At 39.0% G+C, this 18195-nt stretch carries 15 protein-coding genes and 6 tRNA genes; 16 read left to right on the top strand and 5 right to left on the bottom strand.

What is annotated here, in order from left to right; translation table 11 throughout:
* Nucleotides 1–46 precede the first annotated feature (46 nt).
* From LQE94_RS14230 to rsmI, 12 genes are all read left to right on the top strand, one after another.
* Nucleotides 47–119, top strand: a tRNA-Val gene (locus tag LQE94_RS14230).
* A 16-nt stretch (nt 120–135) separates the two neighbouring features.
* Nucleotides 136–217, top strand: a tRNA-Tyr gene (locus LQE94_RS14225).
* 31 nt (nt 218–248) lie between these two features.
* Nucleotides 249–321 (top strand) — tRNA-Thr (locus LQE94_RS14220).
* A 27-nt stretch (nt 322–348) separates the two neighbouring features.
* Nucleotides 349–422, top strand: a tRNA-Met gene (locus LQE94_RS14215).
* A gap of 21 nt (nt 423–443) precedes the next feature.
* Nucleotides 444–516: transfer RNA gene (locus LQE94_RS14210), tRNA-Phe, on the top strand.
* Between the two features lie 28 nt (nt 517–544).
* Nucleotides 545–617 (top strand) — tRNA-Lys (locus LQE94_RS14205).
* Between the two features lie 67 nt (nt 618–684).
* Nucleotides 685–2190 carry an aminotransferase class I/II-fold pyridoxal phosphate-dependent enzyme gene (locus tag LQE94_RS14200; protein WP_240577996.1) on the top strand — a complete coding sequence of 502 codons (1506 nt, stop codon included), beginning with the start codon at nt 685–687 and terminating at the stop codon, nt 2188–2190.
* 151 nt (nt 2191–2341) lie between these two features.
* Entirely contained in the window at nt 2342–2950 is a 609-nt protein-coding gene (locus LQE94_RS14195) for a guanylate kinase (protein WP_240577995.1), read from the top strand.
* A 181-nt stretch (nt 2951–3131) separates the two neighbouring features.
* Nucleotides 3132–4127 carry a DNA polymerase III subunit delta' gene (gene holB, locus LQE94_RS14190; RefSeq protein WP_117991747.1) on the top strand — a complete coding sequence of 332 codons (996 nt, stop codon included), beginning with the start codon at nt 3132–3134 and terminating at the stop codon, nt 4125–4127.
* Nucleotides 4128–4131: 4 nt separating this feature from the next.
* On the top strand, nt 4132–5037 hold the full coding sequence (locus tag LQE94_RS14185) for a PSP1 domain-containing protein (RefSeq protein ID WP_022075354.1): 906 nt from the start codon (nt 4132–4134) through the stop codon (nt 5035–5037).
* Complete coding sequence (locus LQE94_RS14180; RefSeq protein WP_022075353.1) at nt 5027–5740, top strand: tRNA1(Val) (adenine(37)-N6)-methyltransferase; 714 nt, start codon at nt 5027–5029, stop codon at nt 5738–5740. The genes LQE94_RS14185 and LQE94_RS14180 overlap by 11 nt, the downstream gene beginning before the upstream one ends.
* Nucleotides 5741–5752: 12 nt before the next feature.
* Nucleotides 5753–6592, top strand: a complete 840-nt coding sequence (gene rsmI / locus LQE94_RS14175; protein ID WP_240577994.1) for a 16S rRNA (cytidine(1402)-2'-O)-methyltransferase — start codon at nt 5753–5755, stop codon at nt 6590–6592.
* A gap of 132 nt (nt 6593–6724) precedes the next feature.
* On the opposite strand, the gene LQE94_RS14170 is transcribed toward rsmI, so the two are convergent.
* Genes LQE94_RS14170 through LQE94_RS14155 form a run of 4 tightly spaced genes read right to left on the bottom strand, consistent with a single transcriptional unit; the run spans nt 6725 to nt 11468 of the window.
* Entirely contained in the window at nt 6725–7753 is a 1029-nt protein-coding gene (locus LQE94_RS14170) for a sugar kinase (RefSeq protein WP_240577993.1), read from the bottom strand.
* Complete coding sequence (locus LQE94_RS14165; RefSeq protein ID WP_240577992.1) at nt 7753–8397, bottom strand: bifunctional 4-hydroxy-2-oxoglutarate aldolase/2-dehydro-3-deoxy-phosphogluconate aldolase; 645 nt, start codon at nt 8395–8397, stop codon at nt 7753–7755. The genes LQE94_RS14170 and LQE94_RS14165 overlap by 1 nt, the downstream gene beginning before the upstream one ends.
* 51 nt (nt 8398–8448) lie before the next feature.
* The gene (locus LQE94_RS14160) at nt 8449–9933 is read right to left on the bottom strand and encodes a tagaturonate reductase (protein WP_240577991.1); all 1485 of its coding nucleotides are present in this window, start codon (nt 9931–9933) and stop codon (nt 8449–8451) included.
* 53 nt (nt 9934–9986) lie between these two features.
* The gene (locus LQE94_RS14155; protein WP_240577990.1) at nt 9987–11468 is read right to left on the bottom strand and encodes a UxaA family hydrolase; all 1482 of its coding nucleotides are present in this window, start codon (nt 11466–11468) and stop codon (nt 9987–9989) included.
* Nucleotides 11469–11741: 273 nt separating this feature from the next.
* On the opposite strand from LQE94_RS14155, the gene uxaC reads away from it, so the two are divergent.
* Both uxaC and LQE94_RS14145 read left to right on the top strand, forming a co-directional pair.
* A complete protein-coding gene (uxaC, locus tag LQE94_RS14150; RefSeq protein ID WP_240577989.1) occupies nt 11742–13151 on the top strand; it encodes a glucuronate isomerase in 1410 nt (469 codons plus the stop codon).
* A gap of 297 nt (nt 13152–13448) precedes the next feature.
* Nucleotides 13449–14456, top strand: coding sequence for a LacI family DNA-binding transcriptional regulator (locus LQE94_RS14145; RefSeq protein ID WP_117991725.1), 1008 nt, complete (start codon nt 13449–13451; stop codon nt 14454–14456).
* Between the two features lie 77 nt (nt 14457–14533).
* Here the strand turns inward: LQE94_RS14145 and LQE94_RS14140 are convergent, their stop codons facing one another.
* On the bottom strand, nt 14534–15184 hold the full coding sequence (locus tag LQE94_RS14140; protein WP_240577988.1) for an ABC transporter ATP-binding protein: 651 nt from the start codon (nt 15182–15184) through the stop codon (nt 14534–14536).
* A 194-nt stretch (nt 15185–15378) separates the two neighbouring features.
* Here LQE94_RS14140 and LQE94_RS14135 point away from each other — a divergent pair, with 194 nt between their 5' ends.
* The gene (locus LQE94_RS14135; RefSeq protein ID WP_022074597.1) at nt 15379–16170 is read left to right on the top strand and encodes an inositol monophosphatase family protein; all 792 of its coding nucleotides are present in this window, start codon (nt 15379–15381) and stop codon (nt 16168–16170) included.
* A gap of 144 nt (nt 16171–16314) precedes the next feature.
* Nucleotides 16315–18102 carry a DUF885 domain-containing protein gene (locus tag LQE94_RS14130; RefSeq protein WP_240577987.1) on the top strand — a complete coding sequence of 596 codons (1788 nt, stop codon included), beginning with the start codon at nt 16315–16317 and terminating at the stop codon, nt 18100–18102.
* Nucleotides 18103–18195: the final 93 nt, after the last annotated feature.

Below are 18195 nucleotides of genomic sequence, written 5' to 3'. Positions count from 1 at the left end.
GTCACGGCGGAGGTCGAGAGTTCGAGTCTCTTCTGGGTCGTTATGTGGGATCTTAGCTCAGCTGGGAGAGCATCTGCCTTACAAGCAGAGGGTCACAGGTTCGAGCCCTGTAGGTCCCACTTAAAAAAATAATATGGATGGATTCCCGAGTGGCCAAAGGGGACAGACTGTAAATCTGCTGCAAATTGCTTCGGTGGTTCGAATCCACCTCCATCCATTCCGATTTTTAATCGGACTTGCAAATGCAAGCCGATGTGGCTCAATTGGCAGAGCAGCTGATTTGTAATCAGCAGGTTATCGGTTCGAGTCCGATCATCGGCTTTCTCTTTTTGAGAGTTAACTTCATATCGCGGGGTGGAGCAGTCTGGAAGCTCGTCGGGCTCATAACCCGAAGGTCGTAGGTTCAAATCCTGCCCCCGCAATTCAAGACTTTTAAGTCTTATGCCCAGATAGCTCAGTCGGTAGAGCAGAGGACTGAAAATCCTCGTGTCGCTGGTTCGATTCCGGCTCTGGGCATTTTCACTGCAATAATAGCTGTGAATATGGGCGTGTAGCTCAGGTGGTAGAGCACTTGACTTTTAATCAAGTTGTCCGGGGTTCGAATCCCCGCACGCTCATTGTAAATGATCAACGTTGAATAGACGTTGATTTTTTTTTATTTAAGTTTAAGGAGCGCTAAAAACAATGTCAGAAACCTTATATAAAAGATTAAAAAAATACAGTGACTCTGATTATTATGGATTTCATATGCCGGGACATAAAAGAAATAAAGAGCTTATAAAAGCGGATATTCCATATGCATATGATATTACAGAAATTACAGGATTTGATGACCTTCATCATTCAAAAGAAATTTTAAAAGAAGAACAGGAACGAGCGGCAAAGATTTTTCATGCTGAAGAAACAGCTTTTTTAGTAAATGGAAGTACAGTCGGTATTTTAAGTGCTATTTTAGGATCGACAGAAAAAGGAGATCGGATTCTTGTTGCAAGAAATTGCCACAAATCGGTATATCATGCTATTTACATGAATGAATTGCATGTTGATTATATTTATCCTAATTATGATCCGGAAGTAGAATTGAATGGAGAAATAGATCCGGAAAAGATTCGGAAGAAGTTAGAGGAAAATTACAAATCTGATTGTGAAAATAAAATAAAAGCAGTTATGATAGTTTCGCCTACATATGATGGTGTTTTGTCAGATATAGAAACAATAGCGAAGATTGTTCATGAATATGGAATCCCATTGATCGTTGATGAAGCTCATGGAGCACATTTTGGATTTCATCCATATTTTCCAAGAAATGCGAATGAAAAAGGTGCCGATATTGTAATCCAGAGTATACATAAAACACTCCCTTCTTTGACACAGACAGCATTGATACATATGAATGGACAAATCGTAGATAGAGAATCGGTGAGAATGTATTTACATATGCTTCAGTCGAGCAGTCCATCCTATATATTAATGGCCTCTATAGATGAATGTATAGATATGCTGGAAAATTATAGAGATGCTTATTTTCAAAGCTATGTAGAAAATTTAGATAATGTGAGAAAAAATTTACGACATTTGAAACATTTGAAATTGGTAGAGACCGGCAAGGTAGAATATGATAAATCCAAATTAGTTATTTCTGTGAAAGATACCAAAATGACAGGAAAAGAATTGCATTGGATATTATTAAAGAAATATCATTTGGAAATGGAACTGTCAGCAGGAAGTTATGTACTGGCTATGACTTCTATAGGGGATAAGAAGGATGGAATGGATAGACTGGTGAAAGCCTTATATGAAATAGATGAAGAGTTAGATAAAAAAGAGTTATTCAATAAAAAAGGTGAAAAAGAACCGAATAATGTGGATAACATTTCAAAAAGAACAGACAGTTGTGAAAAAAACATTAAACTCCATAGTTATCAATTACCAGAATTAGAGCAGGTTTATCCGAGTGCTGAAGCAATAAAAAAAGCAAAGAATAAGGAAAATGTGGTATCGTTAGAATATAAAAATTGTGTGGGATATATTTCAACAGAGTATGCTTATCTATATCCGCCGGGGATTCCGATTATAGTTCCGGGAGAGCAAATTTCAAACGAAGCAATTAAAATTCTCATACAGTATGAATGTGCAGGTTTTGATATTGAGGGTGCAAAAGAAGAAGGTAAATTAGAAGTGTTAAAGTAAGTACCCAAAATGTAGTTATCTCAGTGGGAGTCCAATCTCCGACTGAGATAAACGCTCCGCGAGAATCACGCGCCAAGTCTCGCGGTTGCTCGACTTGAATTTAGTAAAATAGAACAACTATAATGTATGTAACAGTGAGAGAGGAAAAAGCATGGGAAAGATTTTTTATTTAATGGGAAAAAGCTCATCTGGGAAAGATTCTCTTTTTAAGAAAATAAAAGAAAGAATACCGGAATTGAAAAATATAATTTTATATACAACAAGACCAATCCGCGAAGGAGAACAAAATGGGGTGGAATATCATTTTGTAGATGAAAATAAACTTCAGGAATTGGAAAAAAGAGGTTGTGTTATTGAGCAGCGTGCTTATCAGACAAAACATGGAATTTGGAAATATTTTACGGCAGACGATGGACAAGTTGATTTGTCGCAATATAGTTATCTGGTGATTGGCACGTTGGTGTCTTATAAGGAAATGTGTAAATATTTCGGAAAAGAAAATATGATTCCGTTATATGTAGAGGTAGAGGATGGATTGCGATTAAGCAGGGCTCTGGAAAGAGAGCGACAGCAGGCAGCACCTAAATATGCAGAAATGTGCAGAAGATTTTTAGCAGATTCAGAGGACTTTTCGGAGAAAAATTTACAGGATGCGGGAATTACAAAGCGTTTTCAAAATTTTGATTTTCAAAAATGTGTAAGTGAGATTTGTGATTATATCAGATGCGAGAAGACTACCACCTCTGTAGGTGGCGAGTAACAAATCAGTATCAGTGGTGGGAGTCAATCTCCATCTGATATAGCCTCCGGCAGGATTGCAGAGATGCGCAGAAGACTTTTTCGTATTTGCGGGTATGACTCCCTTAAAAACTATGTTATAATACGAATGTCGAAGTGGTTGAATGGCTGCGGGAATAAATTCAAAGAATGTGGGTGATAGAATGAGCGGATTTAAAGACGTTGTAGGACACAAAAATATAATACAGTACATTGGGAATGCTGTGACATCGGATACTGTCTCCCATGCTTATATACTCAACGGAGAAAGAGGGTCTGGAAAGAAACTACTGGCAAATCTATTTGCAATGAGTCTTCAGTGCCAGAACCGAGAGGCAGACGGAGATGCATGTGGAAAATGCCAGTCTTGTAAACAGGCAATGAATGGTAACCAGCCGGATATTATCCGTGTTGTTCATGAAAAACCGACGACGATTAGTGTAGATGATATTCGTGAACAGGTAAATAATGATATTGTGATAAAACCTTATAGTAGTAAATATAAGATTTATATTATTGATGATGCAGATATGATGAGTGTACAGGCTCAGAATGCGTTATTAAAGACGATTGAAGAGCCACCGGAGTATGCAGTGATCATGCTTTTAACACAGAATGCAGAAGTATTATTGCCAACAATACGTTCTCGATGTGTTATGTTGAAATTGCGTAATATTAGAGATCAATTGGTGAAAAAATATCTTATGGAGCAGTTGGAGATTCCAGATTATAAAGCAGATATCTGCGTAGCATTTGCACAGGGGAATATGGGAAAAGCAATTTCACTTGCAACTTCTGAATATTTTAATGAGATTAAAGAAGAGGCAATCAGACTGCTTAGAAATATTGATGAGATGCAGGTAGAAGAGTTGATGGCTGCGGTGAAAAACTGTATGTCATATAAGCTGGAGATTCAGGATTATCTGGATATTATTGCAATCTGGTATCGTGATGTTTTATTATTTAAAGCAACAAAAGATCCAGACAGGGTTGTATTTTCAGATCAGCTGAAGTATATCAAGCAGCGTGCCAGTAAAAGTTCCTATGAAGGTATTGAAGTAATACTGGAAGGTATCGAGAAAGCAAAGGCAAGACTAAATGCAAATGTAAACTTTGAGCTGACAATGGAATTGCTTCTGCTGACAATAAAGGAGAACTAGAAGAATGATAAAAGTAATAGGTGTGCGTTTTCGAACTGCAGGAAAGATATATTTTTTTTCGCCGGGAGAACTGGAAATAAAGCAGGGAGAATATGTCATTGTTGAGACTGCAAGAGGCATAGAATACGGGCGTGTTGTAAGCGGTCCGAAGGAAGTGAGCGATGATGAAGTCGTACAGCCGTTAAAATCTGTTATTCGTATTGCAAATGAACAGGATAAAAAAACGGTTGAGAAGAATAAAGAAAAAGAAAAAGAAGCGTTTAAAATTTGTCTGGAAAAGATTCGCAAGCACAATTTGCAGATGAAACTGATTGATGTAGAATATACATTTGATAATAATAAAGTATTATTTTATTTTACAGCAGATGGAAGAATTGATTTTAGAGAGCTTGTCAAGGATTTGGCGGCAGTTTTCCGTACAAGAATTGAATTGCGTCAGATTGGTGTGAGAGATGAGACAAAGATCCGTGGAGGGATTGGAATCTGTGGCAGACCATTGTGCTGTAGCACATATTTATCTGAGTTTGCAGCAGTTTCAATTAAGATGGCAAAGGAACAGAATCTTTCACTTAATCCAACAAAGATTTCTGGTGTTTGCGGACGTTTGATGTGTTGTTTGACAAATGAAGAAGAAACGTATGAAGAGTTGAACAGTCAGCTTCCATCAGTCGGAGATATGGTGACAACACCGGATCAGTTAAGTGGAGTAGTGCATTCGTTAAGTGTTTTACGTAAGCAGGTTAAGGTGATTGTAAATCTTGAAAATGATGAGAAAGAGATTCGAGAGTATTCTGCTGATGAGTTGAAATTTAAACCGAGACGAAGAAAAACAAAGGTTTCAAAGGAAGAGATGAAACAATTTGCCAAATTGGAGAAAAATGAAGGAGCATCCAAGTTAGATGACAATTAAGAATCAGGATGTACATTTGTATCCGGGAGAGCGATTGGATGATTTGCAGTTAAAAGGTTACGAGATCATACAAGATCCGAAGCGTTTTTGTTTTGGAATCGATGCAGTACTTCTTTCTAATTTTGCAAAAGTAAAACCGGGAGAACGGGTGCTGGATCTTGGAACAGGAACAGGAATATTGCCAATTCTATTAGAAGGCAAGACAAAGGGAAGTCATTTTACCGGTCTTGAGATTCAGGAAGAGAGTGCAGATATGGCACGAAGAAGTGTGGCATATAACCGGTTGGAAGATAAGATTGATATTGTAACAGGAGATATTAAAGAGGCAGCAACGATTTTTCCGCCTGCCTCTTTTGATGTTATCACTACGAATCCGCCTTACATGTTAAATCAGCATGGCCTGAAAAATGAGGGCGATGCAAAGACAATAGCAAGACATGAGATACTTTGTACTTTAGATGATATTTTAAGAGAGAGTGAAAAGATTCTTGCGGATAGCAAGGGACGTTTTTATATGATTCATAAACCATTCAGGCTTGCTGAGATTATGGCGAAGATGTGCCAGTATCGAATTGAGCCGAAACGTATTCAGTTTGTACATCCTTATATAGACAAGGAACCGACAATGGTTTTGATAGAGGGACTGCGAGGCGGAAAATCGCGTGTGACAGTTGAGCCGCCGATAATCATGTATGAGCATTAGAGAGGAATTATTATGTCAGGAACATTATATCTGTGTGCAACACCGATCGGTAATCTGGAAGATATGACATTTCGTGTGATACGGACGTTGAAAGAAGTAGATCTGATTGCAGCGGAAGATACAAGAAACAGTATTAAATTGCTGAATCATTTTGAGATACAGACGCCAATGACGAGCTACCATGAATATAACAAATATGAAAAAGGTCGTAAACTGGTTGAAAAATTGCAGGATGGTATGAATATTGCATTGATTACAGATGCGGGTACGCCAGGAATTTCAGATCCAGGGGAAGAACTTGTAAAGATGTGTTATGAAGCTGGAATTTCGGTTACGTCGCTTCCGGGGGCAGCAGCCTGTATTACAGCACTTACATTATCTGGATTATCTACAAGAAGATTTGCTTTTGAAGCGTTTCTTCCAACGGATAAGAAGGAAAAAGAGCTGGTGCTTCAGGAAATAGAGCGGGAAACAAGAACAATTATTATGTATGAGGCTCCACATCGCCTTTTAAAGACGTTAAAGATGTTAAATGAACGATTGGGCAAGGAACGACGGATAACGGTCTGTAGGGAGCTTACAAAGCGTCACGAGACAGCATTTGCGACAACATTAGAAGAGGCGTGTGCATATTATAATGAGCAGTCGCCAAAAGGTGAGTGCGTACTTGTGATCGAAGGAAGAAGCCGTGAGCAGATTGCTCAGGAAGAAAAAGCTCAGTGGGAAGAAATGAGTATTGAAGAACATATGGAGCATTATCTGTCACAAGGGATTGATAAAAAAGAAGCTATGAAGAAGGTGGCTAAGGACAGAGGGGTGTCCAAGAGAGACATCTATAATGCGTTGATATAAACAAGCGAGGGGAACCAATGGGGACGGGGAACCAGTAGGGACGGAGTTAATGGCTTTTTTAATAAAAAAAGAGCCATTAACTCCGTCCCTACTGGTTCCCCGTCCCCATTGGTTTCCCCGGTCCTACTGGTTTTAGCGCTGTACGCGTCCTGCCCCGTCACTATCCATCAGTGCAAGAACTTCATTTTCTGAGATAAAGTTTAAATCGCCAGGAATAGTGTGTTTGATTGCTGCGGCAGCAAGTCCGAATTCCAGAGCTTTTTCAGCACCCATATCGGATAGAATTCCATGAAGTACTCCAGAGGCAAAGGAATCTCCGCCGCCAACACGGTCGACAATATGAAGATTGTAATTGCTTCCATGATAAAGTCCTGAACTGGTACATATAGCACCGGACCAACCGTTATCAGAAGCGCTTATGCTGTTTCTGAGTGTTGTGATCAGGTGAGTAAATCCATAATGTTTCATTACGTTTGTCATGTGTTCTTCATCGACACAAATGCTGTAATCACCATTAATAAAGTCGGTATCACCTTCTGTATAACCAAGACATTTTGCAGCATCTCTTGCATTTCCAAAGCAAATATCTACATAAGGCATCATATCAGAAAGCATTTTCTGTTTTCCTTCTACATCTTCTGTCCAGAGTTTTGCACGATAGTTCAGATCAAAAGATACTGTAACACCATGTTCTTTTGCTTTCTTTAAAGCTGTCATAGTAAGTTCGGCAGCAGTATCGCTAAGAACAGGAGTTATACCGGATACATGAAACAAGTCAACTCCTTCGAAAATAGTGTCGAAATCGAATTCTTCTGCGAGTGCCTGAGTAATAGCCGAATCCGCACGGTCATAAACAACGCTGGAAGGGCGGACAGAAGCACCATTTTCCAGAAAATAAATTCCGAGACGTTTACCGCCTCTTACAATGTGGCGACAGTCAACACCGAGCTTTTTCATTGTTGCAACTGCGGCATCACCGATTGCGTTAGCAGGAATCTTAGATACGAATGTAGCATCATTTCCAAATTGTGCTAAAGAAGCAGCAACATTGGCTTCAGCACCGCCGTAATTGATTTCAAAATCAGAAGCCTGTGCAAAACGCTGATATCCCGGAGGGGAAAGTCTCAGCATAATTTCTCCTAAAGTAACGACCTTAGCCATTATTTCACCTCCCGGGCAGAATGAACAAGTTCAACGGCCTCTTTTGTAAGAGCTGTAATTTCATCAAATTTTCCTTCAGAAACAAGACTTCCTTTTACCATCCAGCTTCCACCGCAAGCGATGATTTTATTATACTGGAGATAAGGTGTGATGTTTTGTGGGTTTATTCCGCCGGTTGGCATGAATCTTAACATAGTGTATGGTGCTGCGACAGCTTTGATCATAGCCAGTCCGCCGGATGGTTCAGCAGGGAAAAATTTAACTACTTCTAATCCAAGTTCAATAGCCTGTTCCATTTCGCTAGGAGTAACAACTCCAGGTGTAACAGGAATATTTTTCTCCAGACAATATTTTACAACTTTTGGATTCAGTCCTGGGCTGACAATGAATTTAGCACCTGCAGAAACGGCACGGTCTACCTGTTCGGTTGTGAGAACAGTACCGGCTCCGACAATCATGTCAGGATATTCAGATGTCATGATGCGGATAGATTCTTCAGCAGCATCTGTGCGGAAAGTTACTTCCGCACAGGCAAGACCACCATCACAAAGTGCTTTTGCAAGAGGTGCTGCATCTTTTGCATCATCAAGTACAACAACAGGTACGATACCAAACTGTTCTAATTTTTCTAATGTTGAATTCATAATATATCTCCTTGATTTCATATATGATGATGAGTTATTTCTAAAAAAATATTACAGAAGAGATTTCATAACCTCGTAAGTACCTTTTTCACGAATCTGTGTCAGATAATTGCAAACTGCAGTTTCAAACCCTTCCAGTGCTGTAAGATCTTCGCCCCAGAAATCTGTATTTGTGCAAACTGCGTGAACGAGATCTTCTACGGAATCATCTTTGTGTGCAAGATAGAATTCCAGTACATTTTTGTCATCTTTTACTGTGTAATCATTTTCTTTTCTGCTTGCTACAAGACCATCTTCTGTCAATGTATGACCATTGAAGAAAGCAATGTAAAATGCAAAGGAAGCAGTAATACAAGCAGGAAGAGAACCCTGGCGTTTGATGTACTCTTTTAATGATGGCATTACACGAGCTTTCCATTTAGATGTAGAGTTTAATGAAATTGCAAGTAAAGCGTGATCGATAAATGGGTTTTTGAAACGTTCTGTTACAGCTGATGCAAAATCAAGTAATTCTTCTTTTGGAAGATTCAGTGTAGGGATGATCTCATCATAAATTGTTTTGTTCATGAATCCGCAGATTACGTCATCATGCATACAATCTCTTACAATGTCCTGTCCTGCAAGGTAAGCACCGAGAACAAAGGAAGTGTGAGCTCCGTTTAAGATACGGACTTTACGCTGTTTGTAAGGTTTATGGTTATCTGTGATCAAGATAGGAAGTTCTGCTTTATCTACAGGGAACTCATCTTTGATAGACTGAGGACCTTCAATTACCCAGAATCCGAAAATCTCACCTGTATCAATTAAGTTGTCTTTGTATCCGAGTCCTTCGCAGATTGCATCTGCTTCATTTCTAGGATAACCTGTAACGATACGGTCAACTAATGTAGAACAGAAAGTATTTTCTTTTTTGATCCATGCAATAAAATCTTCACCGAGATTCCACTGCTCAGCATACTTCAGTACGCATTTTTCAAGCTCTTTTCCATTGTCATCAATCAGCTCACATGAAAGAATGATGAATCCTTTTCCTTCTTCCTGACCAAATTTCTGGAAACGACGATATAAGAACTGAGTCAGTTTTCCAGGATAAGAATTGGCAGGAGTATCTGTAAACTGGCAGGAAGGATCGTATGCGATTCCAGCCTCTGTTGTATTGCATGTGATAAATCTTAAATCAGGATTAGAAGCACATTCAAGAACAGCTTCGAAATCACTATATGGGTTCAGGCAGCGGCTAACGCATGAAATCACACGTTTTTTGTTTACTTCCTGTCCGTCCTGAAAACCTCTTAAGAAGAGAGTGTAAAGTCCTTCCTGTTCATTTATCATATCAGAAAGTCCGGATTCGATTGGCTGGCAGAGGACAACCTTGGAGTTAAATCCAGCTTTTTCATTCATAACGTCGATGAAATAGTCAACAAATGCACGAAGGAAATTTCCTTCACCAAACTGGAGTACACGTTCAGGAGCATCCTCGAGAAGATATCCTGAATAATTTTGTTCTTTTAATGTTTCGTAAGAAAGTTTTTTCATGATTATTATATCCTTTCAATAAAGAGTGTTAAAAATGGTATTATTATTTGTTTTTAGAGTGTTACGCCTTGTTTAAAAATTGCCATGTCGTGGAATCCGGCTTCTTCAGATTTTGATTTCTTACCGGATGCAATATCAATGACGAAATCAAGCAGTTGGTCTGCAAGTTCATCAGCCGGTGTATCATCAACAAGAACACCGCAGTTAAAATCAATCCAGTTCTTCTTTTTCTGAGCAAGAAGATTATTAGAAGAAATCTTTACGGTTGGTACCGGACAGGCAAATGGTGTTCCGCGTCCTGTTGTGAAAAGGACAATGTGTGCTCCGGAGGCAGCCAGGGCAGTCGCAGCAACAAGATCATTTCCAGGGGCACTTAAAAGGTTCAGACCTTTTGTACATACAGGTTCTCCATAAGCAAGCACACCTTTAACGGCAGCAGTACCAGATTTCTGTGTGCATCCGAGAGATTTGTCTTCCAACGTAGAAATTCCACCTTTTTTATTTCCAGGGGATGGATTTTCATAAATGGTTTGTCCGTGACGTTTGAAATATTCTTTAAAGTCATTGATGAGAGTTACTGTTTTATCGAAGAGTGCTTCGTTTTCACAACGATTCATCAGCAGTGTCTCAGCACCAAACATTTCTGGAACCTCAGTGAGGATTGTAGATCCTCCCATTGCAATCAGTCTGTCAGAGAATCCACCGACAGTTGGGTTGGCTGTGATGCCGGAAAGTCCGTCGGAACCTCCACATTTCATACCAATCACAAGTTCACTGCAGCTGATTGGTTCTCTTTTGAATTGATTTGCATAAGCGGCAAGTTCACGTACAACTTCGATTCCGTCTGCAATTTCATCTTCACATTCCTGAGCAACAAGGAAACGGACACGTTGTGGATCGTATTCTCCGATATGTTTCTTTAATTCGTCAATGTTGCTGTTTTCGCATCCAAGTCCAAGAACAAGAACGCCACCAGCGTTTGGATGGTTGACCAGATCAGCCAGAATCTGGCGAGTATGATCCTGATCATCGCCCATCTGGGAACATCCATAAGGATGAGTAAAGGCAATGACTCCTTCTACATTCTCAGTTACAAATGCCTGAGAGCCTTTTTCAATTGCTTGAGCTACGTTGTTTACGCATCCGACAGTCGGAATGATCCAGACCTCATTGCGGACTCCGGCACGTCCGTCATTTCTTCTGTATCCATTGAAGAAACGGGATTCTTTTTCAGCAAGTGGAGCTGTTTCTTTGTTATATGTATAAGTAAGAAGGTCTCCGAGTCCTGTTTTCATGTTATGAGTATGGATCCAGGAACCTTTCGTGATGTCAGTTTTAGCAACTCCGATGGAATTTCCATATTTAATGATTGAGTCCCCTTCGGTGATGTTTGTTAAAGCAAATTTGTGTCCCTGAGGGATGTCTTCTGTTAATACTACTGTCTGATTGTCGATTTGAATTTCTGTTCCTTCTTTTAAAGGAGACAGTGCAACTGCGACGGTATCAGCAGGATGGATTTTAATAAATGGTTTCAAAGGTTAATTAATCCTCCTTCCAATATTTTAGAACTGTTAAATGTAATTGCTCACAAACATGTAAGAGCTTACATATAAAGTATAACGAAATGAAAAAAAGGTCAATATAAAAAGGGAAAAAACAAGTGGATTTGTGAAAAAGAGACAAAAATAGAAGGAAAATATTGTGGAAAAATAAAGGGAAAATGTTTGCATTATGCAATTGGAAAGAGTATACTATAGCTGTCTGTGTAAGAGCTTACAAAAACAGAGACGAAATAGGAGAGAACAAACATGAAAGTATTTATGGATAAAGACTTTTTATTATCTTCAGAAACATCACAGAAACTTTTTCACGAGTATGCAGAGAATATGCCAATCGTAGACTATCACTGCCATATTAACCCACAGGAAATAGCAGAAGATAGAAAGTTTGAAAATATTACACAGGTATGGCTTGGCGGAGATCATTACAAATGGCGTCAGATGCGCTCAAATGGAGTGGATGAATATTACATTACAGGCGGTGCAAGCGACCGTGAAAAATTCCAGAAATGGGCAGAGACTCTTGAAAAGGCAATCGGAAACCCTCTGTATCATTGGAGTCATTTAGAGTTGCAGAGATATTTCGGATATACAGGACATTTGTGCGGAGAGACAGCAGAAGAAGTCTGGAATCTGTGTAATGCAAAATTACAGGAAGATGGAATGTCTGTAAGAAATCTGATCCGTCAGTCAAATGTGAAATTAATTTGTACTACAGATGATCCGGTAGATTCGCTGGAATGGCATAAAAAACTGGCAGAGGATGATACTTTTGAAGTTCAGGTACTTCCAGCATGGCGTCCGGATAAAGCTATGAATCTGGAAAAACCAGAATATGCAGATTATATGAAAACTCTTTCGGAAGTAAGCGGAATTGAAGTAAAAGATTTTGCAACTATGAAGGAAGCTATTTTGAACAGAATGGATTTCTTTGCTTCTATGGGCTGCTCTGTATCAGACCATGCGTTGGAGTATGTAATGTATGCACCTGCTACAGAAGAGGAAGTTGATGCGATTTTCAAAAAAGCATTGGCAGGTGAAAGCATCACAAGAGAAGAAGAAATGAAATTTAAGATGGCATTTATGCAGTTTGTTGCAAGAGCTTATCATAAGAGAAATTGGGTAATGCAGATTCATTATGGATGTAAACGTGATAATAATGCACTGATGTATGCAAAGCTTGGACCGGATACAGGGTTTGATTGTATCAACAATTATGCTCCAAGTGCACAGACAGCGGATTTCCTGAATTCGTTGATTGCAACAGATGAACTTCCAAAGACAATCTTGTATTCGTTGAATCCTTGTGACAATGAAGCAATCGGAACAATTCTTGGATGTTTCCAGGGAACAGAGGCAGCAGGAAAGATCCAGCAGGGAAGTGCATGGTGGTTCAACGATCACAAGACTGGTATGATTGCTCAGATGACATCTCTTGCAAACTTAGGACTTTTGTCTAACTTTGTAGGAATGCTTACAGATTCCAGAAGTTTCTTGTCTTACACAAGACATGAGTATTTCAGAAGAATTCTCTGCGAACTGATTGGAGGATGGGTTGAGAACGGAGAATATCCGGCAGATTATAAAGTGCTTGAGCAGATTGTAAAAGGAATTTCTTATAATAATGCAGTCAAATATTTCGGATTTGATATTTCTTAATAATTAAATTATAATAAATTTAGGCGTGGTGTCTATTTTGAAAGTTCAAGTCGAGCATCCGCGAGACTTGGCGCGTGATTCTGGGCAGCGTAAGCTGACACATTCTTTACAGAATCACTGCGCATCCTCGCGGAGCGTTTATCTCAGTCGGAGATTGGACTCCCACTGAGACAAATTTGCTGTTACTCACCACCTGAAAGAGGTGGGAGTCTTCTCGACTGAGATAAAACTGTTGCGACGTTTACATATGAGGATACCATTTACGGATGACAGAAAATAGAAAGAGAGGACACGGCAATTAATATATATGATATAGCAAAACTTTCAGGTGTATCCATTGCGACCGTATCCAGAGTGGTAAATGGAAGTCCGAGAGTCAGCGAAAAAACAAAACAAAAAGTATTGGCTGTAATGAAGGAAAATGATTACACGCCGAATGTCTTCGCGAGAGGACTTGGACTTGATTCAATGAAAACAGTAGGAATTATTTGTCCGAATATTGCAGATAGTTATATGGCGAAAGCGGTTGCGTATCTTGAGAGTAGTTTACATAGTTATGGATATGACTGTATTTTAGGATGCAGCGGTTTTGGTCAGGAAGAAAAACAAAATTATGTGAATATGCTTTTGTCAAAAAGAATTGATACTCTGGTACTTGTCGGTTCTACTTATGCAGGAAATGGAAAAGATGAGTATGATACGGATTATATCCGGGAAGCAGCAAAAAAAACTCCTGTTTTTATGATTAATGGGCGTGTCAGAGGAGACAATATATATTGTGCATGTGCAGATGATTATCAGGCAACTTATGAGGTGACAAAATCCATGATCCGCAGAGGAAGAGAGAGAATCCTCTTTATGTATGATTCGGATTCCTTCAGTGGACGTCAGAAAATGAAAGGGTATGAGGCTGCACTCGCAGACGCAGGATATCCAATCAGAGGCGAGCTGAAATTCCGCACGAAGAATGATATCGAATATACGAAGAATCTTCTTTTGGAATACAGTAGAACGCTGGAGTTTGACGGAGTACTTGCAACAGAGGATGCGATGGCTATCGGAGCAGTGAAGTATGCCAAAGTAAAAGCTATTTCCGTTCCGGAAGAATTGTCGATCAGCGGATATAATGATTCTATTATGGCAATCAGCAGCGAACCAGAGCTGACTTCCGTGGACAGTAAACTTAACGTACTTTGCAAGACAACCGTAGATCATATGATCAGCCTTCTGGAGAAGCAGGAAGAGATTGAGAAAAATGTAGTTGTGCCGTGCGAGATCGTGAAGCGGTGCACAACAGATTTTTAGGACCATTGGGGACGGAGTTTTCCGGCTTTTTTTGTAGAAAAAAGCCGGAAAACTCCGTCCCCAATGGTCTCTTTGGTCTACTGATTGGTAATCTGTCCATCCTTCATCAATATAAGTTTTCCATCGAGGCTTGTTGCCTCTTCATAGTTGTTGGTGACGTAAAGCACGGTCAGATTTAGTTCTTTATTGATTCTTTGAATATCCTGTAGCATATCAGCACGAAGTTCGTCGCTGCCATGAGCGAAATCTTCATCTACAAGTAAAACTTTTGGATGGCAGACAGTGGCACGGCAAAGTGCTATCTTCTGCTTTTGAGCATCTGTTAATTCTGTTACTTTTTTATTTAAAACATCCTCAATATCAAAAAATTTCACAGCGGTTTTTACGCGTGTGTCAATGACATTGCGAGGCATATTACGAAGTTTTAAGCCAAGTGCAATATTTTCATAAGCACTTAAGTAGCCGTAAAGACGATAATTTTGGAATGCCATTGCAAGTTTACGATCTCTAGGCAAAATGTCATTTAATAATTCATCACCGAGATAGATTTGACCGGAAGAAATATCTTCCAGACCTCCAATCATTCGTAAGATGGTAGATTTTCCGCATCCGCTTGGACCATGAAATGTTACAAATTCGCCGTCTTCAATTGTAAGAGAAACATCCTTGACGGACACAAAACCATTCGGATATATTTTATTTAAATTTTTTAGAGTAATACTTGCCATAAGGATTACCTCCCCAGTTAAAATAAATTTCGACCTGCAGTAATATAGAAAATGAGTAAAAACACTTGCATTTGATAGCTTTATTCTACTACAATCATGTAAGGAAGACAATTATGGAGTCTATATAAAAAATGAAAATTTGATTAACCAAGTCACCGCTTATAGAAAATAGGTAAATCAAGAGATACAAAAGAATGAACGAAGGGAAAGAGATAACGATGTTATATGATGAGATTATAAATATTGTGACACTTGCAGGGGAGATGATTTTACAGGCACATGAAGAAGAATTGACGATATATGATAAAGCCGGAATATCTAATTTTGTGACAAAGCATGATAAAGATGTACAGTCTTATTTGATCCGTAATTTAAGAATTATTCTTCCAGAAGCAAATTTCCTGGCGGAAGAAGATGGAATTCAACAAGAATTGGGTGAAGGATATTGTTTTATTATTGATCCGATAGACGGGACAACTAATTTTATTTTTGACTATAAGCATAGCTGTATTTCGGTAGGGCTGGCATACCATGGAAAGATGCAGTTTGGTTGTGTATACAATCCATATACAAGAGAAATGTATACTGCGATAAAGGGAGAGGGAGCAAAACTCAACGGTAAGGAAATCCACAGTTCAGATAAAGGACTCTCAGAGAATCTTGCAGCCTTCGGTTGTGCTCGTTATCAGACAGAGGACACAGACAGAATATTTGATTATGCAAAGAAATTGTACTTAAACAGCCTTGGAATCCGAGAAGGTGGTTCAGCGGCACTTGATATTTGCAGGGTTGCTTCGGGAGCAAACGGAGTATATGTGGAATTAATGTTGCAGCCGTGGGATTATGCGGCGGCATCGTTGATCGTAATGGAAGCAGGCGGATTTATATCTACGGCAGAAGGTGGTTTGATTTCTTTGGAACAGCCAAGTTCGATTCTGGCAGCAGGACGCACATGCTGGAAAGAAGCGATGAAGTTGTTAAATTAAGAGGCAAGATGTTTTTAGCGCAGGACATGGAATTGGATGCAATCAATCCGATTTTGATAACAATAAAATAAATTCAAATACCGTAGAATATAGGGCTTATCCAATCCATAAGATAAAAATAACTCTATAGTCTGCGGTGTTTTTATGTCTTTTTTTAAGGGAATACAAGAAAATAAAATAGAGAAAGGAAAAAAGAACGTTAATTATATAACAACTCAAAAAATAAGAGCATTTTCAGTAATCGCCGGCACAATAGGAATTCTGTTACTATCCGGCTGTCAATCACAGACATCTTCCGGCCAGGACCGGCGATTCCGACAATTTACAAAGCAACTGTTCTGTCAGGAATTATCGTCAAATACGATAAGTTTACATTACACATTGAAAAATCCGAAAGAGTATGATATTCGGGAAAATGAAGTAACTTTTGGAACATTTCCGACAGATAATAAAAATCTACTTGCATCGGTGGAAAACTTAGAAGAAGTGTTGAAAACTTTTGACTACAACAAACTGTCGGTGGAAAACTCTTTAACTTATGATGTTTTGAAATGCTATTTAAATATGACCGAGCGTGATGCAGATTATATTTTGTATGACGAGCCTATGGGATTGGTCAGTGGCGTGCAGACACAGTTACCGGTTATCTTATCAGAATATCCGTTTTATGAACAGTCTGATGTGGATACATATTTACAGTTGATGAAAACAACACCGGAGTATTTTGCATCGTTGCTAAAATTCGAGCAGAAAAAATCAAAGGCCGGTTTATTTATGTCGGATAAAATGGCAGAGCAGGTAATCGAGCAGTGTAAGGCATTTCGAGATATGGGAGAAAATAATTATTTGTATTCTACATTTGCAGAGCGGGTTTGGACAGTAACTTCTCTTTCGGATAAACAAAAGAGTGACTACATACAGAAAAATGCAAGAATGATGAAGGCATATGTACTTCCGGCATATGACAATCTGATTTGTACGATAGAAAAATTAAAAGGAAGTGGAAAAAATGAGCAGGGCTTGTGTTATTTGCCAAAGGGAAAAGACTACTATGAACAGGTAGTTGAGGCTTCAACCGGTTCAACGCGTTCAGTCGAGGAAATCCGGGATATGACGAGGCGGCAAATGACGGAAGACTTAGAGGCAATGGAGCGGGTGATGAAGATTTCTGAAAAAGAAGTCAATGCGTCTATTCCACAGAATCCGACTTCTATCTTGCAGGATTTACAGACGAAAATAACAACTAGTTTTCCAGAACTTCCGGATACAACTTATGAGGTTAAATATGTTCCGAAAGCAATGCAGGAGCATTTAAGTCCGGCATTTTATATGATACCTGCAATTGATGCGTACAATGAAAATGTTATTTATGTAAATGAAGCACAGATAGGCAATACAATGGCTTTGTTTACGACATTGGCACACGAAGGATATCCGGGACATTTATATCAGACAGTTTATTTTGCAAATACAAATCCTGATCCTATCCGTACAATTTTAAATTTTGGAGGATATGTAGAAGGATGGGCAACTTATGCGGAAATGTGCAGCTATTATCTTGCACCGCTGACAAAGGATCAGGCAACGTTGTTGCAGAAAAATAGTTCAATCGTATTAGGGCTTTATACGCTGGCAGATATCGGAATACATTATGATGGATGGAGTAGGGAAGATGCAATTGCATTTTATAAAAAATATGGAATTGGCGATGAGGATAATATAAATCGAATTTATGATTTGATATTGGGAAGCCCGGGAAATTATTTGAAATATTATGTGGGTTATGTGGAATTTCTGGAATTAAAAAAAGACTGGGTGAAAGAGTATGGAAATCAGGCATCACAGAAAGAATTTCACAAAGCTGTGCTGGATGTTGGACCGGCACCATTTAAAGTGGTAGAAAAATATATTGGAAGAGAGCTCGATAACTGAATTGATTATGGGTGAGAAAAGGACATTTTTTAACCTCTAATAGACAATCTTGGCTAAATGCTGAAAATGGGGTGCATAAGACAGATTATGTGA

Origin of the sequence: Mediterraneibacter sp. NSJ-151 (assembly GCF_022487435.1) — a bacterium.
GTDB lineage: Bacteria > Bacillota > Clostridia > Lachnospirales > Lachnospiraceae > Schaedlerella > Schaedlerella hominis.
Note: the sequence above shows the minus strand (reverse complement) of the source record. Positions and strands in the feature narration are given on the sequence as shown.